This is a genomic window from Thermoanaerobaculum aquaticum, assembly GCF_000687145.1.
Lineage (GTDB): Bacteria > Acidobacteriota > Thermoanaerobaculia > Thermoanaerobaculales > Thermoanaerobaculaceae > Thermoanaerobaculum > Thermoanaerobaculum aquaticum.
Window position 1 is genome coordinate 55,099 of the sequence record NZ_JMFG01000011.1, and the last position, 23,528, is coordinate 78,626.

At 65.8% G+C, this 23,528-nt stretch carries 18 protein-coding genes and 2 pseudogenes; 5 read left to right on the forward strand and 15 right to left on the reverse strand.

Annotation, left to right across the window (positions count from 1 at the left end):
• Nucleotides 1-6 precede the first annotated feature (6 nt).
• The 3 genes from EG19_RS04900 to ychF are packed head-to-tail and all read left to right on the forward strand — an operon-like array spanning nt 7 to nt 3,507.
• Nucleotides 7-1,188 carry a metallopeptidase TldD-related protein gene (locus EG19_RS04900; RefSeq protein ID WP_038048166.1) on the forward strand — a complete coding sequence of 394 codons (1,182 nt, stop codon included), beginning with the start codon at nt 7-9 and terminating at the stop codon, nt 1,186-1,188.
• The gene (locus tag EG19_RS04905) at nt 1,185-2,411 is read left to right on the forward strand and encodes a hypothetical protein (protein WP_038048168.1); all 1,227 of its coding nucleotides are present in this window, start codon (nt 1,185-1,187) and stop codon (nt 2,409-2,411) included. The genes EG19_RS04900 and EG19_RS04905 overlap by 4 nt, the downstream gene beginning before the upstream one ends.
• A 28-nt stretch (nt 2,412-2,439) precedes the next feature.
• Nucleotides 2,440-3,507 carry a redox-regulated ATPase YchF gene (ychF, locus tag EG19_RS04910; RefSeq protein ID WP_038048170.1) on the forward strand — a complete coding sequence of 356 codons (1,068 nt, stop codon included), beginning with the start codon at nt 2,440-2,442 and terminating at the stop codon, nt 3,505-3,507.
• Here ychF and EG19_RS12430 read toward each other — a convergent pair.
• Both EG19_RS12430 and EG19_RS04920 read right to left on the reverse strand, forming a co-directional pair.
• The gene (locus tag EG19_RS12430; protein ID WP_053334908.1) at nt 3,497-4,330 is read right to left on the reverse strand and encodes a tetratricopeptide repeat protein; all 834 of its coding nucleotides are present in this window, start codon (nt 4,328-4,330) and stop codon (nt 3,497-3,499) included. The two genes, ychF and EG19_RS12430, sit on opposite strands and share 11 nt — an antisense overlap.
• Entirely contained in the window at nt 4,327-4,842 is a 516-nt protein-coding gene (locus EG19_RS04920; RefSeq protein WP_038048172.1) for a hypothetical protein, read from the reverse strand. Before EG19_RS04920 ends, EG19_RS12430 begins: the two co-directional genes overlap by 4 nt.
• 31 nt (nt 4,843-4,873) lie before the next feature.
• Here EG19_RS04920 and selA point away from each other — a divergent pair, with 31 nt between their 5' ends.
• Nucleotides 4,874-6,196, forward strand: a complete 1,323-nt coding sequence (gene selA, locus EG19_RS04925) for an L-seryl-tRNA(Sec) selenium transferase (RefSeq protein WP_038048174.1) — start codon at nt 4,874-4,876, stop codon at nt 6,194-6,196.
• Here selA and EG19_RS04930 read toward each other — a convergent pair.
• The 9 genes and pseudogenes from EG19_RS04930 to EG19_RS12440 form a co-directional block, all read right to left on the reverse strand.
• A complete protein-coding gene (locus EG19_RS04930; protein ID WP_081799930.1) occupies nt 6,181-7,425 on the reverse strand; it encodes a sigma-54-dependent transcriptional regulator in 1,245 nt (414 codons plus the stop codon). The genes selA and EG19_RS04930 overlap by 16 nt on opposite strands.
• Nucleotides 7,425-8,726, reverse strand: a complete 1,302-nt coding sequence (locus tag EG19_RS14260; RefSeq protein ID WP_038048176.1) for a sensor histidine kinase — start codon at nt 8,724-8,726, stop codon at nt 7,425-7,427. Before EG19_RS14260 ends, EG19_RS04930 begins: the two co-directional genes overlap by 1 nt.
• On the reverse strand, nt 8,723-9,505 hold the full coding sequence (locus tag EG19_RS04940; protein WP_038048178.1) for a prepilin peptidase: 783 nt from the start codon (nt 9,503-9,505) through the stop codon (nt 8,723-8,725). The genes EG19_RS14260 and EG19_RS04940 overlap by 4 nt, the downstream gene beginning before the upstream one ends.
• Nucleotides 9,502-10,653, reverse strand: a complete 1,152-nt coding sequence (locus EG19_RS04945) for a glycosyltransferase (protein ID WP_152543920.1) — start codon at nt 10,651-10,653, stop codon at nt 9,502-9,504. The genes EG19_RS04940 and EG19_RS04945 overlap by 4 nt, the downstream gene beginning before the upstream one ends.
• Complete coding sequence (locus tag EG19_RS04950; protein WP_161685395.1) at nt 10,650-11,942, reverse strand: protoporphyrinogen/coproporphyrinogen oxidase; 1,293 nt, start codon at nt 11,940-11,942, stop codon at nt 10,650-10,652. Before EG19_RS04950 ends, EG19_RS04945 begins: the two co-directional genes overlap by 4 nt.
• Nucleotides 11,939-12,343, reverse strand: a pseudogene (locus EG19_RS14045) (hypothetical protein); the annotation flags it as partial. The gene EG19_RS04950 and the pseudogene EG19_RS14045, both read right to left, overlap by 4 nt.
• Nucleotides 12,344-12,345: 2 nt before the next feature.
• A pseudogene (locus EG19_RS14405) lies at nt 12,346-12,934 on the reverse strand (glycosyltransferase family 4 protein); the annotation flags it as partial.
• Nucleotides 12,931-13,878 carry a glycosyltransferase gene (locus EG19_RS04960; protein ID WP_038048185.1) on the reverse strand — a complete coding sequence of 316 codons (948 nt, stop codon included), beginning with the start codon at nt 13,876-13,878 and terminating at the stop codon, nt 12,931-12,933. The gene EG19_RS04960 and the pseudogene EG19_RS14405, both read right to left, overlap by 4 nt.
• The gene (locus EG19_RS12440; protein WP_053334910.1) at nt 13,875-14,915 is read right to left on the reverse strand and encodes a glycosyltransferase family 4 protein; all 1,041 of its coding nucleotides are present in this window, start codon (nt 14,913-14,915) and stop codon (nt 13,875-13,877) included. The genes EG19_RS04960 and EG19_RS12440 overlap by 4 nt, the downstream gene beginning before the upstream one ends.
• A gap of 35 nt (nt 14,916-14,950) precedes the next feature.
• On the opposite strand from EG19_RS12440, the gene EG19_RS12445 reads away from it, so the two are divergent.
• Entirely contained in the window at nt 14,951-16,039 is a 1,089-nt protein-coding gene (locus EG19_RS12445; protein WP_053334911.1) for a glycosyltransferase family 4 protein, read from the forward strand.
• Here EG19_RS12445 and EG19_RS04975 read toward each other — a convergent pair.
• The 4 genes from EG19_RS04975 to EG19_RS04990 are packed head-to-tail and all read right to left on the reverse strand — an operon-like array spanning nt 16,000 to nt 23,475.
• Nucleotides 16,000-18,360: a fused MFS/spermidine synthase gene (locus EG19_RS04975; protein ID WP_152543922.1), complete on the reverse strand. Its 2,361-nt coding sequence runs from the start codon at nt 18,358-18,360 to the stop codon at nt 16,000-16,002. The two genes, EG19_RS12445 and EG19_RS04975, sit on opposite strands and share 40 nt — an antisense overlap.
• Nucleotides 18,348-20,252, reverse strand: a complete 1,905-nt coding sequence (locus tag EG19_RS04980) for a YfhO family protein (RefSeq protein WP_038048189.1) — start codon at nt 20,250-20,252, stop codon at nt 18,348-18,350. The genes EG19_RS04975 and EG19_RS04980 overlap by 13 nt, the downstream gene beginning before the upstream one ends.
• Complete coding sequence (locus EG19_RS04985; RefSeq protein ID WP_038048191.1) at nt 20,249-21,946, reverse strand: O-antigen ligase family protein; 1,698 nt, start codon at nt 21,944-21,946, stop codon at nt 20,249-20,251. Before EG19_RS04985 ends, EG19_RS04980 begins: the two co-directional genes overlap by 4 nt.
• Nucleotides 21,934-23,475 carry an O-antigen ligase family protein gene (locus tag EG19_RS04990; RefSeq protein WP_038048193.1) on the reverse strand — a complete coding sequence of 514 codons (1,542 nt, stop codon included), beginning with the start codon at nt 23,473-23,475 and terminating at the stop codon, nt 21,934-21,936. Before EG19_RS04990 ends, EG19_RS04985 begins: the two co-directional genes overlap by 13 nt.
• Nucleotides 23,476-23,528 lie beyond the last annotated feature (53 nt).

A 23,528-nucleotide genomic window follows, 5' to 3' on the forward strand; every position in this document is an offset into this window, starting at 1 on the left:
ACTGGGATGGACGGCCTGGCGCCCCTGGTGGAGGTTTTGGCTCGCAAAAAGCCCAAAGCCTGGGAGCTCTACCTTTGGCAGGAGCTGCGCCTGCAGTTTTTCTGGACGGGCACGCAAATTTCCCGGCTTTCCGCCCGCACCCGCGCCGCTTGTTCGCTGCGGGAGGAAAACTCGCTGTTGGCTGTGGATGGCTGCGGAAGGGAGCACCTGGCCAGGCTTTTGGGGGCAAAACCCCGCGCGCTTCCCGCGTGGTCCTGGGTCGGGGAGCTCACCCTGCCGGACCCGCAGGTGCTGGCACTGCTTTTGCCCGGACTTCCCCTGCAGGTGGGGTTGACCACCAGCCGAATTGCGGTGGTGCGGGCCGATGGAGCGTTTGCGGCTTCCCGTCCGGTGGTGGTGGATGCCAGAAACCAAGCGGGGGAAACCTTCACCTGGGTTTTCGGGGATAACCCCCCAAACCTGGAGGAGGCCCAGAGCGGGAGCGCAGCACCGCCGGGTGGCGGCTTTCGCGCCCTCCTCCACCCGCAAGCCGCAGCGGTGCTGTGCCACGAGCTTTTCGGCCACCCCCTGGAAGCCGACAGCTTCTTTGCCCGCCAGTCCCCCTGGACCGGGCGCATGGGAACCCGGATCACCTCAGTACCGCTGCACGTGGTGGATGACCCCACGTTGCCCCTGCCCGGTGGTTTCTTGCGCGATGATGAGGGGGAAGCGGCGCGGCCCAAGCCTTTGGTCACCGCCGGCGTGCTCACCGGCGTGCTGGCCGACCGCAGCTACGGGGCCTCCTGGGCCGCGGAGCCCGGCAACGCCCGGCGGGCCAGCCCCCACCACCCGCCCATGCCCCGCCTTTCCAACCTCATGGCCTGGGTGGAAGGGGGCGAGGCCACTCCGCCCCTGGCGGAAGCGCGGGTGGAAATCGTGCGGGTGCGTTCCGGCCTTTTTGTTCCCGCCGAGCGCTCCCTGCTTTTGGCCGTCTCGGAAAGCTACACGCTTTTTCGCGGGAAGCGGAAGCAAAAGCTGGCCCCATTTTTCTTGAAGCTGCCTTTGGATGCCAGCGGTCCCCGCATCCTCGCCGGCGGCAGCCCTTCTGTCACCGTGGCGGAACCGGGATGGTGCGGCAAGAACCACCAGTTCCTGCCGGTGGGGGCGGCGGCCAGCTGGCTGCTTCTGGAGCGGGTGGAGGCGGCGTGAAGGGGGCAAGCGTAAACCTCGCCTCAGCGGTCCACGCCGCCCAGCAAGGGGTAGGCGGAAAGGTGGATGCTCTGGAGGTCTTCTGCCGCCGGGCCGAGAGCTTCCAGCTCACCGCCGATCGCCGCGGCTTCCTCTTGCGGCGGGAAGCCACCGAGCTGGGTGTCGCCTGTCGCCTGCAAAAGGGCGAGCTGGTGGGCTTCGGGCGGGCCTCGGGCAGCGAAAAGGAGGCCGGACGGGAAGCAGCGCGGCTGGCGTGGGCTTTCTTAAGCCCCGGTCACCCACCGCTGCCCGAGCCCCACCAGCTCGGAGCGGTGCCGGTGCCCCCCGGCCGCAAGGCCAACCGGGATGAGGTGGAGGGGCTTTTTTCTGAGCTGGCCCAAGATCCGGCAAGAAAAGAGCTCACCGTCACCCTGGTCAGCGCCGAAACGCTTTTCTTCCGCAGCGAAGGCTTTACGGTTTCATGGGAAAACCGGCTTTTCCTGGTGGAATGGCAGCAGGAGGTGCTTCCCGGCGTGGTCGTTGCCTTCCGCCGGGCCGGCCGGCACGCGGAAGACTTCAGAGCGCCCTCGTGCCTAAAGGTTTTGGAACCCGGGCAGCACTTGCCTCCCCTGCGCCGGGAGCGGGGTTTGCTGCGGGTCTTGCTGGCCCCCGATGTGGCCGCCCCTCTCCTGGTTTCCCTGGCCCGCAGGGGACCACCGGGGAAAGCCCAGGCTTTCCCGCCCTGGGACCTCTGGGACCTTCGGCAGGGAAGGGAGGCCTTTTTGCCCATGGCTTGCGACGGGGAAGGCTACGCCGCCCAGAACCTTCCCGTTCTCGTGGGCGAACCCCCAGAGGCTCCCCACCGGCGGCCAGAAGCCGGCGGAGCTCCCCGGGGCGCGGTGCGGGTTCCGTGGGATGCCCCACCGGCTCCCCACCCCGTCCATCTTTGGCAGGCTCCGCCGGTCCCTGGCTCGGAGGCGCCACCCCCGGGCTTTGAGGGCCTCATGGCTCTGGCACCGGTGAGCGAGGTGGTGATGGAGGGCGATGGCCGTTTCCGGCTTTTGGTGCTGGCGGTGGAGTCCCACGGGGGCAAGATCCAAGCGCAAGGTGTTGTGGTGCTTTCGGGGTCCTTGACGCGGCTTTCGCGCTCCCTGGTGGCCACCTTTGGGCCGCAGGAGCACGTGGCCCTGGGTTGCGTGGTGAGCACCCCCTGGCTTTTCTTTAAAAACCTGGAGGTGAGCTGAAACCGCGTACAATGGCGGCGGAGGCTGCATGGAGTTTGGCATTCTGGGACTTGCTGGCGCCGGAAAAACCACGATCTTCTCGCTGCTCACGGGAGCCGAGGTGCCTTTTGGCACAGGGAAAAGCCACGTGGGGATTGCCAAGGTCCCCGATCGCCGGCTGGACTTGCTCTCCGAGCTCTTCAAGCCCCGCAAGCACACCCCTGCCACCGTGAAGTTCGTGGACGTGCCCCCGGTGACCAAAGGCGGCGCTGCCACTTTGAACCTGCCGGAGCTCCGCACCATGGACGGGCTGGCTCTGGTCCTGCGGGGCTTTACCAACCCCCAGGTTCCCCACCCCGAGGGCCAGCTCAACCCCCAACGGGACCTGGAGCTCATCGAAACCGAGCTGTTGCTTTCCGATTTGACGGTGGCCAGCGGGCGGCTGGAGCGCCTGGCCAAGGAGCTCCCCAAGCACCGCACCCCGGAGCTGGAACGGGAAAAGCAGGTGCTGGAACGGTGTCTGGCTTTTCTGGAAGAAGGGCGGCCGCTGCGGGAGCTTGCCTTGACGCCCGAAGAAGAGCGGGTGCTCAAGGGCTTTACCTTCCTCACCCGCAAACCTTTGCTGTTGATCCTGAACGCCGACGAGGCCGAAGCCAGCAACCTGCCCCAGGCCCTGGCGCGCTGGGGCTTGCAGGAGCTGGAAAGCCGCCCGCGGGTGGCGGTTACCGCCGTATGTGCCAGCCTGGAGGAGGAAATTTCCCGGCTGGCAGCGGAAGACCAGGAAGCTTTCCTGAAAGAGCTGGGGCTCCCCGACCGGGCCCTTTCCCGGGTACTGGAAAAGGCCTATGCGCTTTTGGGGCAAATTTCGTTTTTCACCGTGGGTGAAGACGAGTGTCGGGCCTGGTCCATCCCCCAAGGCACCACGGCCGTAAAAGCCGCGGGGGTCATCCATTCGGACTTCGAGCGGGGCTTCATCCGCGCCGAGGTGGTGCGATGGGATGAGCTTTTAGCCTGTGGGTCGCTGGCCGTCTGCCGCAGCAAAGCGCTGTTGCGCCAGGAGGGGAAGGACTACGTGGTGCAAGACGGCGACGTGATCACCTTTAAGTTCAACGTCTAAGCCGCAGCGGCCGCGAGACGTTGCCCAGGGGGAGCAACGGCCTCTGAGGGGTGGCACCGGCATCCTCGCTGGGCGTCGGTGAAGGCGAAGGGGGCGGGGAGGCCTTGCCTTCGGGGGTTACCTGGTCACCCTTTGCCGGCGGTAAAGGCAGTGGGCTTTGGCCTTTGTCCGCAGGAGGCGGCGCCGGCTGAGGGGCCGGCGGTGCAGCTGGCGGCGTTGCCGGCGGCTTGGCCAGCATCATTTGCCTCACCGCCTGGGGGTCCAGCGGCTGGAGCTTGAGGGTGGCGCTGGCCACCTCCCGCCTGTACCGCAGGAGCTGCGCCTGGGTTTGCAGCTTGGAGTCCAACACCAGCGGGTTTTTGGCCGCGTCAGCCAGCGCCGGGTTGTGCTTGTAAGCCTTGGCGTAGGCTTTGATGGCCGCCCGCCGGTGGCCGCTGCGCTCCAGAGCCAGACCCAGCATGAACTGGGCTTCCGCAAAGCCCGGCCGAGCCTTGATCACCTTCTTGTACTCCCGGGCCGCCGCCCCGTCCCGACCTAGCCGCTGCAGCACCAAGCCCAGGCGATAGCGGGCTTGCACGTTTTTCTTGTCGAGCTTTAAAGCCTTCCGTAAGTAGGTCTCGCCATCCTGCGGAAAGCCCTTTTCCACGAGCAGCACCGCCAGCTCCGCGAGATCGTTGCTCGTGGCTTTACCTTCCTTTTCCAGCTGCAAATAACCGAGGATGGCCCGATCCCGGGGCACGTTGGGGTCCAAAAAGCGCTCAAAAACCGCGGCGCTAATCACCCCAGCCCAAAGCACGCCAAGCAAGCACAAAACCTTCCTCATGAGCCCTCCTTCTTCTTGCGGGCCTTAGCCTTCAGCGACACCCCACCGCCACTGGCCACCAACGAAAACCCCTGGACCTCGAAGCCCTGCTCCTCCAGCCGCCGCTTTTGGCCGTCCAAAAACCGCCGCAAGCCCTCGCGATCCCAGGCCGGTTTCTTGCCCGCCCGCTCCATGGCCTCCACGTAGTCCCGATACAAACGATCCACCTCGTCCGCTGGCTTTACGGATGCCGCGGCCAAAGCGTCGGCTGTGCGCCGGGCTTCGTTTCTGGCCCGCAGCTGCCGCTCCCAGAGCTGGCAGTAGCTGGAAAAACGGTGGAGCAGGCCGTCCAGCCGAAAACGCACCGCCGTGGGCAAGCCCTCCATGCGCGAAACCACCTGCAGTTGGCGAGCCAGTGCTTGCCGCTCCCGCTCGGGGGGAATGGGCACCTCGCGGTCCCCGGCAAAATACCGCTCCCATTTGCGAGCCAAAAGCTCCAGCTTCTTTTCCAAATCTTCCAGCGGTACGTCCACGGGGATAGCTTACACCGCGTACAATGCCCCCATGAGTGGGCACCCGCCGGCGGTCCACAGGCTTTTGGCGGCCCTGGGGGATGCGGTTTTCCGTCTGGGGCGGGAAACGGTGAAGGGGGTCATCCGCGACCACCTGGCCCAACTGCGAGCGGCAGGGGGGCCGTTTCCGGAAGCTTCCGAGATCATCGGGCAACTCAAGGCAAAGCTGGCCGCAATGGCCCGCCCTTCTTACCCCCCCGTGATCAACGCCACCGGCGTATTGATCCACACCAACCTGGGGCGAAGCCCGCGTCTGCCGGTGGAAGCCCCCGGCTACCTGGCCCTGGAGTTCGATTTGGAAAGCGGGGAGCGGGGGGAGCGGCTGGCTCCAGTGCGGGAGAAGCTCTGCCGCTACTTTGGCACCGAGGACGCGCTGGTGGTCACCAACAACGCCGCAGCGCTCCTCTTGCTTCTGGCGGCCCATGCCCGCGGTCGCCAGGTCATCGTTTCCCGGGGGGAGCTCATCGAAATTGGTGGCTCTTTTCGCCTGCCGGAAATCATGGCGGAAGCGGGGGCCAGGCTCGTGGAGGTGGGGTGCACCAACCGCACGCATATTGCCGATTACCGGAAAGCGCTTTCCCCGGAAACCGCCGCCATCCTCCAGGTACACCGCTCCAACTTCGCCATGACCGGCTTTGTGGCCACCCCGGATACGGCCAGCCTGGCCCAGCTGGCCCACGAAGCGGGGGTGGGGTTTTGGGTGGACCAGGGCTCCGGCTGTCATGTGGACCTGCGCCCCTACGGGCTGAAGGACGAGCCCACGGTGCAGGAGCTTTTGGCTGCCGGCGCCGACGTGGTGCTGTTTTCCGGTGACAAGCTCCTGGGCGGCCCACAGGCCGGCATCCTGGTGGGCCGAAAACAGGCGCTGGCCCCGCTGCGGCAACACCCCCTGCGACGGGCGTTGCGCCCGGACAAAAGCGCCCTGGTGGCTTTGGCCGCCACATTGGACTGTTACTTGAGCGGCGATATCCAGCGGGTGCCCCTGTACCGGCTGCTGGCCCAAGGGGAAGCCCAGCTGAAAGAGCGCGCCCAGCGGCTGGCGCGGCAGCTGCAGGCTGCCGGCGTGCCGGCCAGCGCAGTCCCCACGCAAGCGGTTTTGGGGGGAGGGACCACCCCCGGCCAGGGGCTGGCCTCCTGGGCCGTGGCTTTGCCCGAGGCGCCAGCGGTGGCCAGGGCGCTGCGCTTAGGTGAGCCGCCAGTGGTGTGCCGGCAGGAGCAGGGCAAGCTCCTTCTGGACCTAAAGGCGGTGTTTCCCGAGCAGGACGGCACGCTGGCAGTTGCCGTCCGGCGGGCCTGGGCTTACGAGAGCACGTAGCGGGAAAGCTCTTCCCCTTCCTCCCCGGCAAACTCCAGCGCCAGCTCTCGCACCTCCGGTTGCTCCCAGCCCTGCCGCAACAGCTCCCGGGAAAGCTGCAGCTCCCCCGGCCCCACCCGCTCGCCCGCGGAGAGGATGGCCACCCTTTCCATGTGGTTGGCGAGCTCCCGGATGTTGCCGGGCCAAGGGGGGAGCACCAGCGCTCCCAGCGCCGAGGGCCGCAACAGCGGCAAGGGCAGGCCGTTTTTGGCGCTGGCCCGGGAAAGCAGGTGCAGCGCCAAAGCCGGAATGTCCCGCCGGCGCTCCCGCAGGGGGGGCAGGGTAACGGGAAACACGTTCAAGCGGTGGTAGAGGTCGGCGCGGAAGTTTCCCCGCACCACGCTTGTGGCCAAATCGCGGTTGGTGGCCGCCACCAACCGCACGTCCACGCTGATCTCCCCGCTGCCACCCAGGCGGCTGATGCGCCGCTCCTCCAAAGCCCGCAGCAGCTTGACCTGCACACCGGGGCCAATTTCGCCAATTTCGTCCAAAAACAGCGTGCCGGAAGAGGCCTGTTCGAAACGCCCCAAATGCCGCGCGGTGGCACCGGTGAACGCTCCCCGCTCGTAGCCAAAAAGCTCGGCCTCCAAAAGGGTTTCCGGCACCGCCGCACAGGCAAAGGCCACGAAAGGCCCATGCCGACGGGGGGAGTAGGCGTGGAGGGAGCGGGCAAAGAGCTCTTTGCCGGTGCCGGACTCCCCCAAAAGCAGCACCGAGGCTTCCGTGGGCGCCACCCGCCGCAGCGCCTCCAAGGCCGCCAGGAAGTTGGGGCTTTCCCCCACCAGCGTGGGGGCCCCGGGAGCCGGCTCCAGGGCCAGGAGCTGACCGCGGGCGCTAGCCGCCGATCGCAACGCCACCAGCAGCCGGGCCATCTCCAGGGGCTTAGGGAAGTAATCCCGGGCGCCCAGCTTCAGCGCCTGCACGGCGGTTTCCACCGTGGCAAAGGCGGTGATCAAAAAAACCGGCAGTTGGGGATCGCGGCGGCGGGCGGCCTGCAGCACCTCCAGGCCGTCGGCACCGGGCAGCTTCAAATCGGTAATGACCGCCAGCAGGTTGGGGCCATGGGCAATGCGCTCCATGGCCTCATCCCCCCGGTACACCACCTCCACGGCGTACCCTTCCCGGGTGAGGGTTTCCGCCAGCATGGCGGCCAGCTGCTCCCGGTCCTCCACCACCAGAACCGGGCCCATCACGGCGAGGCCTCCTGGGGGAAGCGGGCCACAAACGCCGTAGGCTCACGGGCGGACACCAGCTCCACCTCCCCGCCCATGGCCCGGGCCAGGCGCCGGGCCAAAGCCAAACCAATGCCACCGGCGGGCTTTTGCGAAACAAAGGGCTCAAAAAGCGTGCCCCGCTGGTCTTCGGGAATGCCCGGGCCGTTGTCCTCCACCACCACCTGCACCTTTCGCGCCTCAAGCTGCACGGTGGCCTTCACCCGGCCATCGGCCCGGCGGGAGGCCGCTTCACAGGCGTTGCGCAGGAGGTTTTCCAGCACCACCCGCACCGCCGTGGGGTCAGCCACCAGCTCGGCATCCCCCACACACTCCAGCTTCACCTGGGGGAAGGCGGAAGCCAAACGGGAAGCCACTTGCGTGACCAGCGGCCCAAGGCGGAAGGTGGTTTTTTGCGCCGCCACCGGTCGCACAAAGGTCATGAAGCGCTCCAAAAACTCCCTTTGCGCTTGCACCTCCGCCGCTAAAACCTGCAGGTAGCGGGCCAGCTCCTGGGGGTTTTCCCGGGCTAACCGCAGGTAGCCCTCCATCACCGAAAGGTTGTTGCGCAGCTCATGGGCTAAGCCAGCGGAAAGCTCCGAAAGCTCCTGGGCCCGGGCGGCCAGCTCCCGCTCCTGCTCCTCCACCCGTTGCACCGCCTGGCGGAAGGTGCTCACCAGGAAAACGTCCTCGGGGCCACCGCCCATCCTGCCCGAAAACCTCCTGGCTTCTTCCAGCAGCTCGCCGTAAGGGGAAAGCACCCGCCCCACCAAAAACCAGGCCAGGCCTCCACCGGCCAGGGCCAAAACCAGGGAAAGCAACACCGTGGCCGCAAGCCACCGCTGGTGGCGGTTTTCCTCCACCGGGGCCACCACCTGCAAGAGCCGATCCTCCCCCACCGGCCAAAGCACCACCCGCAGCCTCTGCCCCTGCCATTCCCCCTGGGCCACCGTTGGCCGTCCCGCCTGTTCCCAGCCGGCACGGCTAGGGAAGGGCCAGTAGGGGGTGGGAGGCACCGCCCCTACCTTCCAAAGACCTGTTTCCCCCCGGTAAAGGGCCACGCCCACCTTGGTCCCGGGCACCACCGGCAGCTGCCCTTCCTGGATGGCCGCCGCCACGGCAGCCGCGGTGGTCATCAGCGGGTCGGGATCCTCCCGCGGGGCGTAGGCCATGACGTAAAGGCCCACCAACGGCAACAGGCACCCTAAAACCAAAAGCAGGATGACCAAAAGGAGAAGCGCCCTCACCTCGGCAAAGCGGCGCACCGGCAAGCTCTTCACGGCTGGCTCCAGCTCCAAAACGTCAAAAGCTTTTCGCCCCAAAAAAGCACCACGATGGCGGCCGCGCAAAGGAAGGTGCCAAAGGGGAGCTCGGTTTGCCGCGAGCCTTTCCCCAGCAGGATCAACCCCACCCCCACCAAAGCTCCCGCCACCGCTCCCAGGGCTAAGGTGAGCAGCATCCCCTGCCAGCCCAAAAAAGCCCCCAGCATGGCCAACAGCTTCACGTCACCCAGGCCCATCCCCTCCACCCCGCGAAGCCAACGGTAAGCCCAAATGATCGAAAGCGGCAGCGCCGCCCCCAGCACTGTGCCTATGACCGCGGGGAGCAAAGGGGTGGGCCCACCCAGCCAGGCGAAAAGCAAGCCCAAAGCCACGCCCGGAAGGGTGAGGGCATCGGGCAGGATCATGTGCTCCAGGTCAATGAGGGCCAAGGCCAGGCAAAGGCTTCCCAACACCACCGCATGAAAAACCCAAAGCCACTGGGGAAGCTTCAGCGCCGCCGCGAAAAACAGCAGGCCCGTGGCCGCTTCCACCAGCGGGTAACGGGGGGAGATGGGAGCCCGGCAGTCCCGGCAACGCCCCGCCAAAAAGAGGTACGACAACACCGGCACGTTGTCGTACCAGCGGATGGCCGCCCCGCACCGGGGGCAGCGGGAAGGGGGGTGGGAAAGGGACTCCCCCCGGGGCAAGCGGTGGATGACCACGTTGAGAAACGAGCCCACCACCAACCCCACGTTGGCTGCAAGAACCGGAAAAAACCAAGCCGGCAGCTCGCTCATGATCCCACCCTTTGCCCCCAGAGCTTAAGGTACAGAGCTTCCTGGTCGGCCACCATCCTTTCCACCGAAAACTCCTCCAGGCCCTGCTTCCCCGCTTCTCCCAGGGCCCTGGCCAGCTCCGGGTTGGCCAGCAACAAGGCCACCTTTTCCGCCATGGTGGCCACATCCCCGGGGGGGACCAAGAAGCCGTTGACCCCATCCACCACCACCTCCACCACCCCGTCCACCGCCATGGCCACCACCGCCACCCCGGCGCAGCGGGCCTCCACCAGCACCCGGGGCAAGCCCTCAAAGCGCGAGGTAAGGGTCACCACGTTGGCTGCCCGCAAAAGCCGCGGTACATCCCGCCGCCAGCCCAAAAAGTGCAAGCGCTGCTCCAGGCCCCACTTCTGCCGCAAGCGCTCCAGACGCTCCCGCAACTCGCCATCGCCCACCAAAAGGAAACGCGCTTCCGGAAGAACCGGCGCCAGCCGCGCCGAAAGCTCCACAAAGCGCTCGGGGGCTTTCTGCGGCTTAAAGCAGGAAACCTGCAGCACCACCGGAGCTTCCGGGGGGATAGCCAGCTCCTCCCGCACGGCTTGGCCGTCGGCCGCCTGGGAAAACGCCCGCAGGTCAATGCCCGAGCGGATCACCGTGACCCGCTCCCGGGGAAAAAGCCCCAGCTGCACACCGGTTTCCAGGTTTTCCCGGGAAACCGCAATGAAAGCCGTGGTCATGGTGGCAACGAGCTTTTCTGCGGCCATAAAAGCGGCCCGCACCGGCAGCCACTGGTGCGGGCCAAAGCCAAAGCCGTGCACCGAGTGGATGATGATGGGGACCCCCTCACACCAGGCGGAAAGCCGCCCCAGCACGCCGGCTTTGGAGGAGTGGGTATGCACGATGTGGGGGGAAAAGGCGCGGATGGCGGAGCGCAGCTCCCCAAAAGCGCGCCAATCGGAAAGCGGGCGCACCTCCCGCCGCAAATGGGGAATGGGGAAAAACTCCGTGTCCGGCAGGCTTGCCCCTTCCGGGTAAAGCTCCCCACCCAAGCCACACGCCAGCCCCAGCGTAAACCGCTGCCGATCCAGCTGCCGAACGGTGTCCAGGGTGTTGCGCTGGGCGCCTCCCAGCTCCAGCATGGTGATGACGTGCAGAACCCTGAGCTTCACCGCTGAACCACCTTGCGCGCCACCGCCGCCCCGTCCCACAGGGCATCCTCCATGGTGGAGTACTTCCACTCCGCCCACCGCCCGCAGAGGAACACGTTGGCTTTGCGGAAAAAGTCGCGGACCGCCGCCACCGCTTGTGTTCGCCGGGGGTTGAAGATCACGTAGGCGGGGTCCACCCTGGCCACATGGGAAAACGCCACGTCACTGCGGGAAGACAACAGGCCTTCCCGGACCAAAGCGTCCAGGCAAGCTTCCTGCCACCCCGGGGGCGGTTCTTGTCCCGAGGGCACGCTCACCTCCACCGAAACCGTGTGGAAACCCTCCGGCGCCAAAACCCCGTGGTTACAGGGAAAACCTACCCGGTAAAAGGGCAGGTGCTCCTCGGGGCAGTAAATCCAGTGCTCCCTCCGCTTGGCCTGACCCCGCACCGCCAGGTTCAAGTTCCAAACCCCCACCGCCGCCAGCTCTTTCGCCTTTTCCCGGAGCTCATCCGGCACCGGCTCAGCCATGGCCAGAAGCTGCGGCAGGGGGCAGGTGGCAATAAGGGCGTCAAAGGGCACCGCCTGCCCGTTGGCCAAAAGCACCTGACGTTGCTTCAAGCGCACGGCCACCACCGGCGAGTTCAGGAAGAGCCTGGGAACCCTCTGGGCTAAGGTTTGGGGCAAGAGGCCAATGCCGCCCACCCGGGGGTAGAGAAACCAGGCGTTGTAACCCACCGCCCGGGATTTGGGGAAAAGCCCCAGAGCCCCGTCCACCACGTCGGCAAGCTCCGGCCTGGGCACGTAGCGCCCCACCCACTCGCAGGTCAGGGCAAAAGGGTCCGTACAGAAGAGCTTGCGGTTGTAGGGGAAGAAAAAGTGCCGGGCAAAGCCCTCCCCAAAGCGGGATAGCACCCAGGAGCCAAAGCTGCCGTCGTCCTCTCGCTTTTGCGCCCAGGCCTGGATAAACCCCAAAAGGCAGTCCCGGCGGATCTCCCGGGGCAGGCGGGCGGTGTGGATCTGGATAGGGTAAGGGGTCACCCGGCCAGCAAGCAAAATACCCGCCCGCCGCTTGTGGCGGCGAAAGGCGTGGCCTAACCCCAGTTGCTGCAGAAGAGTGCGGCTTTCGGGCAGGCGCAGGTGCAGCAGGTGGCCGGTAAAGTCAAAGGCAAAGCCGTCCCGCACCACCGTTCGACAGGCCCCACCGGCTTCCGCTTCCTTTTCAAAAACCTGCGCCTCCACCCCGGCTTGGGCCAAATGCCAAGCGGCCGAAAGCCCCGATAGGCCGGCACCAACGATCACCACCTTCATGGCTTCACCGGCACAAAGCTCAAGCGCAAAAGCCACAGGGCCCAGGCCAGCCACACCACGACAAAGGCCCCTAAAGTCAGCTCAAAGGACGGCACGAGGGCCAGGGCCAGCCCCACCCCCAGGAAGGCCAAACCCACAAGGTAGCAGCGCAACACCGTGCCGCGGGTGTCCCCCGCGTGCAGGGCCCGCCAGCGAAGGGCAAAGTGGTCGGGGCTGCCCTTCCAAAAGGGGATCCCCTGGCGCGCCCGCAGCAGCGTCACGTAACCCACCTCCGAAAGCGGCAACGCCAGAAAAGCCAGGGGCGCCAGAAAACCCGCCGGTGAAACCTCGCTCCACTTTACCGCCAGCGCCAGAGCTCCCAGGGTGAGCCCCACCGACAAACTCCCCGCGTCCCCCAGGTANNGCAAGTTGGCGGGGAGAAAACCCGCCAGCCCGCCGGCCAGGCTGGCAGCCAGGATGGCCAAAAACGCCTGATCGGTAAAAAACGCCACCACCGCCATGCCCAACGCGGCCAGCGCCGTAAGGCCGGGAGCCAAGCCGTCCATGACGTCCACCAGGTTGACGGCGTTGGCCACCAAGAAAAGCCAGAACACCGCCAAAATCCAGTGGAGGGCAAAGGGAAGCTGCACAAGCTCCACCAGCACCCCGGCCCGCAGCAGAGCAAAAACCGAAACCCCAAGGCCCAGGAGCTTGGGGAGGGGGGTGAGCGCTCCAAAGTCATCCACCAGGCCTACCAAAAGCGCCAGGGTCCCGGCCAGCAGCACCGCCAGCACCTGGCGATCGAACTCGGCAAAAAGCCCCAAGCTCAAAAGGTAGGCCAGAAACACCGCCACGCCCCCCAGGTACGGCACCGGCTCCGCTTGCCTTTTGAGCTTGCCGTCCGGGCGGTCCACCACCCCCGCCCGCAGCGCCACCTGCCGCAGCACCGGCGTGAGGTACAGGGAAAGCAGGAAAGCCAGCGCAAAAGCCACAGGCGCAAACCACCAGCTCATGGCAAAAGCTCCCGGAGACGTTTTTGCGGCAGGAGACGGCGCTGGTGAAAAGCCAGTGCCAACCTGTGGGGAAAGGCCCGCAGGGAAGAAACCACTGCCGGTTTCCGTACCACCAGAGCCGCCGCCATGGCCATATCCCAGGCTACCAGCAGCGGCAGCCGCCACCAAGCGTCGGCAATGTGGAGGTTTCGCACCAGGGTGGCCCAGCGGTTCAAAAGGTAGCCGGCCGCCAGCGCCGGAGAGCGGCGAAAGAGAAGACGCCCCCTGCCCTCTTGGGCAGTGGCTCCCCGGCGGTGCACCGCCACCGCCCGGGGTTCGTACACCACGTGATACCCGCAAGCGCTCACCCGCCAGCCCAGGTCCAGGTCCTCCCAAAAGGCAAAGAACTCCGGGGGAAACACCTCCCCGGCCACCCTGACCCGTTCCAGGGCCTCCCTCCGGTACACCATGCCCGCCCCGCAAGCCGCCAGCACCTTTTCCGGGGAGAGAAAGCGGCCGATAGCTGGCTCCCCGTACCCCCGGTCCCGCACCATCAAAACCCATGGGGAAAGCACCTGCCCGCAGGAGTCCAGGGTGCTTTCCCCCGGGCGCAGGAGACGGGGGGCAACCCCGCCCACCTGCGAACTTTTTTGGAAAACCTCCAGGCAAACCGCAAAGAAGTCCGGGCGGGGAAAGCAGTCGGGGTTGAAGAAGCCCACCACGTGGACATCCGCGGCCAGCGCCGCCAAGCCCGCATTGGCCCCGCCGGTGTACCCGCGGTTTTCGAGTAGGGCCAAAACCCGCACCCCAGGCGGCGGGATTTCCACCCACCGGCGGGAAGCATCGGTGGAAGCACAGTCCACCAGCAGCACCTCCACCGGCACCGTTTGCTGCAGCAAGCTTTGCAGGCACAAACCCAGGTCTTCCCCGCCGTTGTGGTTGATAACGATGGCCGCGGCTTTCACGCCACCTCCCGCCACAAAGCCCAGTGCTCCCGCGCCGCCTTTTCCCAGGAAAAGCTTTCCGCAAATAAAAGCCCCCGTTCCCGCAGCTTCTGGCGCTCCTCGCGGTCCTGCAGGACCTCCTCAAGGGCCGCGGCCAAGCCTTCGGCGTCGCCCACGGGGAAAAACCGCACCGCTCCGGAAAACACCTCGCGGTGAACGGGGATGTCGGAAGCCACCACGCAAGCGCCGCAGGCCAGGGCCTCCAAAACCGGCAGGTCAAACCCTTCACCCCGGGAGGGGGCCACCACCGCTTGGGCGCCGGCGTAAAGCACCGGGAGCAGCCGGTCCTCCACGTAACCCAAAAGCCGCACAGTGGGCGGCGGTGGTGGCAAAGCAGGTACCGGAGCCCGCAGCGCCCCTGCCAGCACCAGCTCCAGCTCGGGAAAGCGCGAACGGAGGATCCCCCAAGCCGAAAGCAGCGTGTCCACCCCCCGCCGCGGCTCCAGGGCTCCCACCATCAAGAGGTAGGGGCGGTTCAGACTCAGCTCCGCCAGTCCCTGGGCCAAAGAAGCTTCAGCGGGCGGGGCAAAAAGGCTGCGGTCTACGCCGTAGGGGATCACCCGCACGCGCTCCCCCGGTACCCGGCACAACCGCACGATTTCCTGAGCCACCCAGTGGCTTCCCGTGACGATGGCGGAAGCGTTCCGGGCGGTCCTTGGAATCAGCCACCGCAGGGTATTGGGGCGAGCTCCAGGGAACCACTGCGGGTGGGAAAGCACCAGGACGTCGTGAATGGCCACCGTCACCGGACAGGCGGGGAAAAGCGGGGTGTAGTAAAAGGGAAAGTGAAAGACCGAAAAGCCGCGTGCCGTTGCCCGTTGCAAGCTCCAAAGCACCCAGGGGGCGGTGCGCGTGGGCTTTTCCGGGTAGACCACCACCACCTCCAGCTCTTCCGGCGGCAAAGCCGCAAGGCCCCGAAGCAGGCCCTCGGCATAGCGGGAAACCCCGGCTTTTGGGGGAAGGAGCGGTTTGCCGTCAAAGCCTACCTTCAGCCGCATTGTCCGGAGCTACCCTTTCGTGCCAAGCTTGCGCTGTGACCTTTGCCTTTGATGCCCGCGCCGCCTTTGTGGACCCCCACCGCGGGTTCGGCCGCATGGTGCGGGAGCTGGTGCCGGCCCTGGCCCAGCTGGCTGCCGAGTCCCTGGTGGTTTGCGTTCCCGCCCATGCCTCAATCCCCGCCGCATGGTACCCGTGGTCCGCGCAAACCCTCAAGCTGCGCCGTCCGCGGAGAGGTGCGTTTTTGACCGACGGCCTGGCCTGGGCCTGGACCGCCCGGCGCCACCGGTTTTCCTGCTTGCACCTTCCCGCGTGGGGCGTGCCCGCCGGGGTTCCCGTCCCGGTGGTGGCCACCTTTCACGACGCCACCCCGCTGTTGTTCCCCACCGGCCTTTCCTGGTGGCAAAAAAAGCGAGTCGCCTTGGGCCTGGCTTCCCTCCGGCGGGCCATTCTGGTACACACACCATCGGCTTTTGCCAAAAGGCAATTAGGGCTGCTTTTTCCGGAGCTGGAGGCCAGAGCCGTGGTGGTCCCTCACGGTGTTCATCCCCGGTTCCAGCCCCTTCCCACGCCCACCGGCGAGTTTGTTTTGGGCGTAGGGGGCGGCGAGCAGCACAAGAACTGGGAAGTCATTCTCGAGGCGTACGCCCAACCACAGGCCCACGCCCTCCCTCCCTTGAGGCTTTTGGGAGCCGTGGCCAAAGAAGCCCGGATTTTGCGCCTGGTGCGGGAAAAGCGGCTGGAAGGGAGGGTGCTCCTTTCCCCTGACGTGGACGAGGCCACGTTGGTGGGCGCCTATCAAAACGCCTGGGCTTTGGTGTTCCCCTCGAAAAACGAAGGCTTCGGCCTGCCGGCCTTGGAAGCCATGGCCTGCGGCTGCCCGGTGTTAGCGGCCAACGCCGGGGCCCTGCCGGAAGTGTGCGGGGATGCGGCGGTGTTGCTGCCGCCGGAGGATCCCAAAGCTTGGCTTTTGGCACTGGTTGCCCTGCAACAAAACCCCTCCCTGCGTCTTGAACTTCGGGAAGCGGGGCTGGCTCGCGCCCGCCAGTTCACCTGGGAACGCACGGCGCGGGAGCTTCTGGAGGTTTACCGCGCGGCCATCCGCCGGGCAAGTTCGGCGCGGTGAGCGGCCAGGGCCTGGTCGCGCCGCCTCATGGCTTGCGGCCAATCCCCGGGGAAAGAAGCAAACGGGCTTGCCGTGCTGCGGAAGCCTGCAAGCACCGTGAGGTTCGCCAACCACGAGCCCTCCCGATCCAAAAGCCGACCGGAAAGGTACTCCACCTCGGGGAAGTCGTCACGATGGGGGGTGTGGTTGGCCACCAACCGCGCCACCTCTTCGGGTCCCAAAAGCACCATGGCCGCCAAGTCATCAGGGGTGGCAATTCCAGCTTCCCACAGCGAGGGCTGCAGGCCGGGATCGGCTAAGGCTTCCCAGCGAAGCTTCACCGGGGGCGGAGAAAGGCTTCCGGTGACCACCGTGAACTCGTTGAGGACGTTGGGGTTGTACCAGACCACGGTGTTGGGGAAAACCTCCCAAAAGGCCCGCAGGATTGCCAAGTAAGAATCGGTGCGCAGGGAGTAAAGCGGCAACCACATGGAAACCACGCCCCCGGGGTTGAGCCGGTCCCGGCAAAGCTGGAAGTACTCCCGGGTGTAGAGGCTGGAGTTGCCGGCAAAAACCGGATGGATGGAGTCGGAAAGGATGACGTCAAAGCGCTCTTGGGTGGCTAAGAGCACGTTCCGCCCGTCGTTGAGCACCACCCGCACCCGGGGATCACCCAAGACCCCGTGATTGACGTTGCGGAAAAGCCGATCGGCCAGGCGCAAAACCGCCGGAGAAATCTCAGCCACCACCATGCGTTGCACGGAGCTGTGCTGGGCCACCGCCCAAGCCGTGCCTCCCGAGCCAAAGCCAATGTGCAAAACCCGCTTGGGGTAGGGATGAAGCAGCAACGGGATGTGACCCTGCAGCCTTTGAATGGCCCATAGCTCCTGGGAGGTGCCGGCCACGTTGACGCCGTTGATTTCCAAAGACCGCCAAACGCCGCGGCCGTCTTGGACCGAGCGCACAATCACCGTGCCTTCGGAGCTTTCCTCCAGCTCCTCCACCTTGCCTTCCTGCAATACGCCGGCACCGGAAAGCACCGCCCCGCGCGGCAACACCGCCCCCGCCACCAAAACCCCGGCAAGCAGGCTACTCCCAACCATCCGCATGGGCCCGGAAGAACAAAGGGTAACCGCCAAAACTGCAGCCAGGGCAGCAAAAGCCAAAAGCAAACCCTGCGTACCCAAAAGCGGAACCAAAACCAGCGGCCCGAGAAGCGTTCCCAGAATTGCGCCCAGGGTGTTGGCGGCGGCCACCAAGCCGGTGTGTGCCCCACCCGAGCGGTCCCCAGGGACGACCTCCACCGCCAGGGGAAAGCTCGCCCCAAAGCAAAGCGTGGGGAAAGCCAAAAGCACCGCCACGGCCAGGGCCAAGGTCAGCTCCAGGCCAAGAAAGCTCTGCGGCTTGAAAACCCCGCCCAGTGCCGCCAAAAGCTCAGAAAAGCCCATGAGGATTGGCACCTGAAGCAAAAGGGAAAAAGCCAAAAGCGCTTGGCACCACGCCAAGGCCCGCCGACCGGCGGGGAGCACAAAGCGAGCCAGCGCAGAACCCAGAGCCAAACCCAAAAGGTAAACAGCCAGCACCAACACAAAGGCGTAGACCCGAGAACCCAGGTGCAGGAGCAAAATGCGGGTCCACACCAGCTCCAGGCTCAAGGCCACAAAGCCAAACAAGAACGGGTAAAGGAGGTACCAACCGGGGCGGCCGGCGTGGGTGGGCATAACCTCCGGTCCTGCGGGCAGCAGGCGCTCCAAAAACCACGCCACCGTGGCCACCAGCAAACCCACGGTGGCAGCAACCGCCATGGTTCCCTGCTCCCCCAAAAGCGGAAGGCCGAAAAAGCCCGCCCCTACGGTGCCCAGCACCGCCCCCAGGGTGTTGGCCGCGTAAAGCCGCGCCACGGCTCCCCCAAGAAGGCCGTGGCCCACGCGGCCTACCAAGATGGGCAGGGTGGCGCCCAGAGCTACCGTCGGCAAGCCCAAAAACAGCCAGCTCAGGGCGAACCGTCCCAACAGCGGCAAACCCCAGGGTCGGAAAAGCTCAGGGCCGAAGCCGGCAGCCAGGCGCGTCAGCACTGGCAACACCCACGGGGTCGCCAACGCCCAAACCGCCACCAGCGCCTCGCAGGCAGCGTAAACCCGCAGGTGCTGACGAATCCGTCCCGCCCAGCGGCCGGCAAGCCAGCTCCCCAACGCCATCCCCCCCATGTACGCCGCCACCACCGCCACCGCCGCCCACAGGGAGTTCCCCACCAAAAGCCCCAGGGCCCGTACCCACACCACCTGGTAGGCCAGGGCGCAAGCTCCGGAAAGCACGAACAGGAAAAGCACTAGCGCCGCCACAGCACCCCCAAAAGGAAAAGCGAGGCCAAGCTCACAACCAACCCGGCCATCAAACCCGGCGGTCGGTACACCACCCGCACCTCGTGATCCCCCGCCGCCACCGGAACCCCCTGGAGTATCCCCGCACCGCGGATGGGTTTGACCTTCTTCCCGTCCACCACAAAACGCCATCCGGGGTCAGGGGCAAAAAGCCAGAGGAAAACCCCATTGGTCTGTGCCCTCACCTGGAACTGCCAGGAAGTCCTCCCCTGGCCTTTGAGCACCGCTTCCCCTGCCGGGACGGGCAGCTCCCCCGGGGTGGGCAGGTGGGACACCACCGCCCATAGGGGAAAGGCGCTGGGGTTGCGGAAAACCCAAAGTTTGTCCCGCTGGCAAAGGGGAGGGTAGCCGGGGATCGGGTGCAAGCCCACCATCGTCTTGGCACCCAAAGCCGAAACCCACCACCATCCCTCCGAAAAGCCCCGATCGGCCTGGGCCAGGTGCTGCGCCAGAGCCCGGTTGGTCACCGGAGCAAAGCTGCGGGCCAGAGACCTCCCGTCCAACAGCACCGAATAGCCCCACCCCAGAGAGGCTGCACCTCTTGTGCCCCGCTCCAAAGTCCAGCGCAGCTGCACCCCATCCACCGGCAGGGGGTAAAGCCGGCCCGCGCTTTGGGCAGAAAGGCACAGCACGGGCTCGGGCTTCCATTTTTGCAGCTGCAAAACCGGTACCGTGTAGGTCGCCAAAAAGAGCGAGCCGGCAGCTGCCCATCCCATGCCCCAGGGGGCGAGGGCTGCCAGCACCCCTTGCCCGGCGGCCAGCCAAGGCTCCCTGGACACCACGGCCCCTACGGCTCCAAGCCCCAACGCGGTAGCCACCCACTTGCGGCTTTGCGGGAGCTTTCCGGAACCCGCCACCGCTGCCAAAGCTACCGTTGCGGGGATCAGGAAGCGGCCAGGGAGGCGTACGAGACCGAAGGAAAGCCCGGCCCATAGCGCATCCCCCCAGGGAAGAGCCGGCAAAACCGCAAGGAACGTGAAAACAGCCGCCAAAGACGCCAAGCGAGTTCTGGCGGTTTCGCCCCTTCGGAGCGACCCCAAAGCCAAAAACAACCAAAGCGGCAGAGCAATAATCGGCAAGAAGCGAACTTCAACAGGAGGCAGCGGAAAACCGGGCACAACCAAAGCCGGAAGCTCCCCCAGGCTCACCCCTCCCAGGCTCACGGCCTCCAGGGGCTTGTCCGGGCCGCGATCGCCACCGGCAATCCAAAAGGCCATGGGCAAAGCTTGTACCGAGCAAAGGGCAAAGCCCAAGAGCACAGCCCGCACCGCTTGCCACCGGGGCAAAAGCCACACCGCCCCTGCCGCTCCAAGCAGGGCCAAAACCGGCTCGGCCGCCAGGAAGCTCCCTGTCACCGTTAAGGCCAAGACCCCAAAGCGGCCGGAAAGCGCCGCGTCCCAAACCCAGGGCAACCAGGCCGCAGTTTCCAGGTTGTTGAGCATCCCAGCGGACGACAGCACCGGACCCGAAAGGGCAGCCCCCCAAGCAGCGGCCAGGCTTCCCGTGGGCGTACCCCCCAAACGGCGGGCCAGCCGCGCCACGCCCAGCGCCAAAAGCATCAGGTGTAACCCCACCTCCACGCCAATGGCTTGCTCTGGTGGCAAAAGCAAAGCCCCCCATGCCGGCGGGTAAAGCAGTGCCGATTGCGGGTTGGCAAAGAAAGGCTCACCGCAACCCACCTGGGGGTTCAGCCAGGGCGAGGCCTCACCGGTAAACACGCGGGCAAGCTGGGCTCGGAGGGGAACAAAATATGTGGGGTTGTCCCGCGCCGCGGGCACCCAACCGGCAAAAGATGCCAGCACCAGGGCTAGCCCCGGGAGCACCGCAAGCGAAAAAGCGTGGCGGAAGCTCACGGTTTTTCCCCCAGCACCGCAGCCAAGCGAGCTTTAAGCAACGGATCGGGGGACGCCAAAGCGCGCTCGTACGCGCTGACGAAGGGGTAGCCGCGGGCCCGACGTTCCGCCGCCAAGGCCTTTTGGAACGCCTGCCGGGCGGGTTCCGGCATTCCCAGGAAAAGCTGGCTTTGCGCCACCGTGAGCCAACAGGGCACGCAGTTAGGCTCTAGGGCAAGGGCGCGGAGGGCAGCCCCCCGGGCCCCTTCCCACTGCCCCAAGACCACCCGCGCGTCCGCTTCCCCGTAAAAAGCCCACACGTCTTGGGGGTTGGTTTCCTGAGCCCGGCGGAAAGTGCCGATGGCGGCCTGGGCGGCGCTGGCGTCACCGGTTGCGCGGGCCAATCGCAGCTGAGCGAGCCCCACGGTCCGCAACGCCTCCCCCGAACGGGGCAGCTCGCGGGCAATGGCGGTGGCCTCCACCAAGGCCTCAGCGAGCTGTTGGGAGCTCGCCTCCTGCCGCAGCACTTCCTTGACCTTTCCAAGCCGCTCCTGAAGGGAAGGCACCAAAACCCCGTTGGGCCAAGGGAGCACCGCAGCTGCCCATCCCAGCAGCGGCCACAGCAACAAGAAAGCAGGTCCAGGCGCCAGCTTCAGCCGCCAACGCCCGGAAAACCGCCCGGCAGAAACGGCAAGAAAAGCCACCACCGGCCAAAGCATTTGGCTGTGGAAAAGGCCGGTAACCACCAAAGCGAAAGCTGGACTCAAGGCCTTAAGGCCGCCACCGACCCACGCTCGAACCGTGGACCACAGCAGCCCCGCTGCCAGCACCAACCCCGGAACCCCCAGAGAAGCTGAAAGCTGCAGGAGATCGCTTTCCGCCAAATCGGGAATCCGGTGGAAACGGGCAAACTCCCCCTCCCGCGGGAAGTTTTGCGGCAGTACAGCATCCCCAAACCCTCCCGGTCCCGTGCCCCACGGGGCAAAATCCCAAGCGGTTTTGAGCGCGGTTTTCCAAATCCGCAACCGCTCGAAGCGCAACGGGTCGGGAGCAAAGGCCATTCGCCACCCCAGGCCCAAGGCCGCCACAATTGCACCAAGGAGCAGCAAGGCTTTCCACCGGCGGTCAAGGCGCAAGCCCAGCCAAAAAACGCACAAGACCGTAACCGCCAGCATGGCTGCGCGGCTCTCGGCCGCCAGCACGCCGGCAACAAGCAGGGGCAGCCATACCCAACCCCTCCGGCTTTCGACCAGAGCGCAATGGGCTAAAGCCAAAACCACCACGGTGGCGGCCACGTTGGGGTTGCCGAAGGGCCCCGCCGGCCGGCCGCCGAGGGAGAGGCGCTCCACCAAAAGCCACAAAGCGCAGAGCACTCCGGCAGCCATTACCGCCACCGCCATCCACCTGTGTCCTCCAGGGTGGGCGGTAATTAGCGCCAAAACGCCGGCCAACATCCCAATGGCCGAAAGCTGCGCCGCTCGATCCCAGGCCACAGGTTGGATGAGGGAGGAAAGTAAGAGCCAAAGGCAAAAGCCCAAAAGCCAGAGCAAGGGCGGCCCCACCCTCACCCCGCGAACCAAACGCCGCCACGCCAGAAACCCCGCTACCCCCGCACTTGCTGCCGCCACCCAGGGAGCGACAAAAACCCCATCGGCGCTGGCCACCCACAGCAGCGCCAGCGGCACCAGCAGGGCTTCGAGGCTTAAGGCCGGCATTGCTGCTCCAGCTCCGCCAGGTCTCGGCGGAAAGGCGCCCGACGCAACGCTTCCCGGGCCCACGCCCAGGCTTCCGCTTTTCTCCCTTGCAACAGCAAAAGCGTCGCCTTAGCTTGGGCCCAGGAAGCCGATTGCGGGGCCACCCACGCCCGACGGTCCAAAAGCTCCTCCACCAGCTGAACCTTTTGCCGATCCCCGGTTTGGACCACAAGCCACGCGGCTTCCATAGGCTCGGCTAACCGCCACGGTGAAAGTGAAGCGGCACGCAGCAGCACATTCAACTGTTGCTCGGGCGGCTGTTGCCGGGCCTGGTCAGCCATGCCTTGGGTTCGAGCCTGCAAAGCCGCCACCACCGCCGCCCCCCCTAAAAGCAGCGAAAGTAGGGGGAAGAAGAGACGCGAAGTAGCCTCTGGTTGTAGACTTCGGGCACCGGCCAGGAGGCAAAAGGGGAAAAGCAGCGCCGGCTCGTAAAAGGAAAAGTCAAAGAAGTTGTGGAAAAGCGCCACCAAGAGCGCCACCGCAGTTGGCCGATCCGCCAACCAAAGGCGAAACGCCAAGCGGAAAGCGAGGAAGAAAAGCGCCAGAAAAAAAGGCAGGCCTAGCAAGCCAAACTCGGCCAGGAGCTGCAGTGGAGTGTTGTGGGCAAACGGGGTGATGTTGTGCTCACCCCAAGGCGAGGTGAGCCCGGCAATGCCCACCCCTCCCAACCCTACGCCCACCCACGGATGCTGCAGGAACACCCAAAATGCCACCCGCCAGTTCACCGCCCGCAAAGCCAGGGGCTCAAAGCGCGCCATGTCTTCCCGCAAAAACAAAACCAAGGCCAAAGCCGCCAGGCCTGCGGCTGGCAGAAGGACCCGCAGCGGGCGAGGACCGGAGCGGTAAAGGGTCAAAACCACCGCGAGTACCCAAAGCCCCGTGCCTAAAAGCGAGCGGGAGGCAAGACAGCCAGCCAAGCTAAGGACTAATAAGCCCACCGGCAAAAGACGTCGCCAGCCATGCGTTTGCTTCAACCAGGCGATCAGGAATGGCGCTAAAAGCGCCTGAAGGGCCGCAAAGTGGCCTGGGATCGGCAGCGTTCCAAAGGCCCGGCCGGTGGCCAGCCGCGCTGCCCCCACCTCGCGCAGCGCCGGAGGGAGCAATGCCACCGCATCGCCTGCCGCTTGGAGCCCGCCAAGCGCTTGCGCCAACGCCACCAGTGAGGCCGCAGCACCCGCCGCTGCCACAAACCTCCAGAAGCCCTCTCCGAACCGTTGCGAAGCCCCCCAGCTCCAGGCCGCCAGCGCCAAAGGAAAGAGCGGCACGAGCTCCACCACACGTTGGTGGTCAAAGGCTATCGGAAAGGTCAATGCCAAAAGAAAAGCAGGTACCAAGAAGAAAGGCAAAGGCAGGCTTATGCGTTGGGCCTGAGGCAAAGCCAATAGCCCCAGGGCCGTGGCGATGCAGGCCAAAGTTACCACCCACGGCCGGGAAAAAACCAGAGCTCCCCAGAAACACAAGACCACCACGACCCGTGGCCAGACCGTCACGGGTCAAGTTTAGGACAAAAAAAACGGGAGGCTTTCGCCTCCCGCTTGGGTCT

Excerpts from the sequence above, each read along its gene's own strand:
- ychF (WP_038048170.1), top strand. The coding sequence starts at position 2,440 with ATGGAGTTTGGCATTCTGGGACTTGCTGGCGCCGGAAAAACCACGATC.
- EG19_RS04940 (WP_038048178.1), bottom strand. The coding sequence starts at position 9,505 with ATGAGCGAGCTGCCGGCTTGGTTTTTTCCGGTTCTTGCAGCCAACGTG.
- EG19_RS12440 (WP_053334910.1), bottom strand. The coding sequence starts at position 14,915 with ATGCGGCTGAAGGTAGGCTTTGACGGCAAACCGCTCCTTCCCCCAAAA.
- EG19_RS12430 (WP_053334908.1), bottom strand. The coding sequence starts at position 4,330 with ATGAGGAAGGTTTTGTGCTTGCTTGGCGTGCTTTGGGCTGGGGTGATT.
- EG19_RS04930 (WP_081799930.1), bottom strand. The coding sequence starts at position 7,425 with ATGGGCCCGGTTCTGGTGGTGGAGGACCGGGAGCAGCTGGCCGCCATG.
- EG19_RS04900 (WP_038048166.1), top strand. The coding sequence starts at position 7 with ATGGACGGCCTGGCGCCCCTGGTGGAGGTTTTGGCTCGCAAAAAGCCC.
- selA (WP_038048174.1), top strand. The coding sequence starts at position 4,874 with ATGAGTGGGCACCCGCCGGCGGTCCACAGGCTTTTGGCGGCCCTGGGG.
- EG19_RS04985 (WP_038048191.1), bottom strand. The coding sequence starts at position 21,946 with ATGCCGGCCTTAAGCCTCGAAGCCCTGCTGGTGCCGCTGGCGCTGCTG.
- EG19_RS04950 (WP_161685395.1), bottom strand. The coding sequence starts at position 11,942 with ATGAAGGTGGTGATCGTTGGTGCCGGCCTATCGGGGCTTTCGGCCGCT.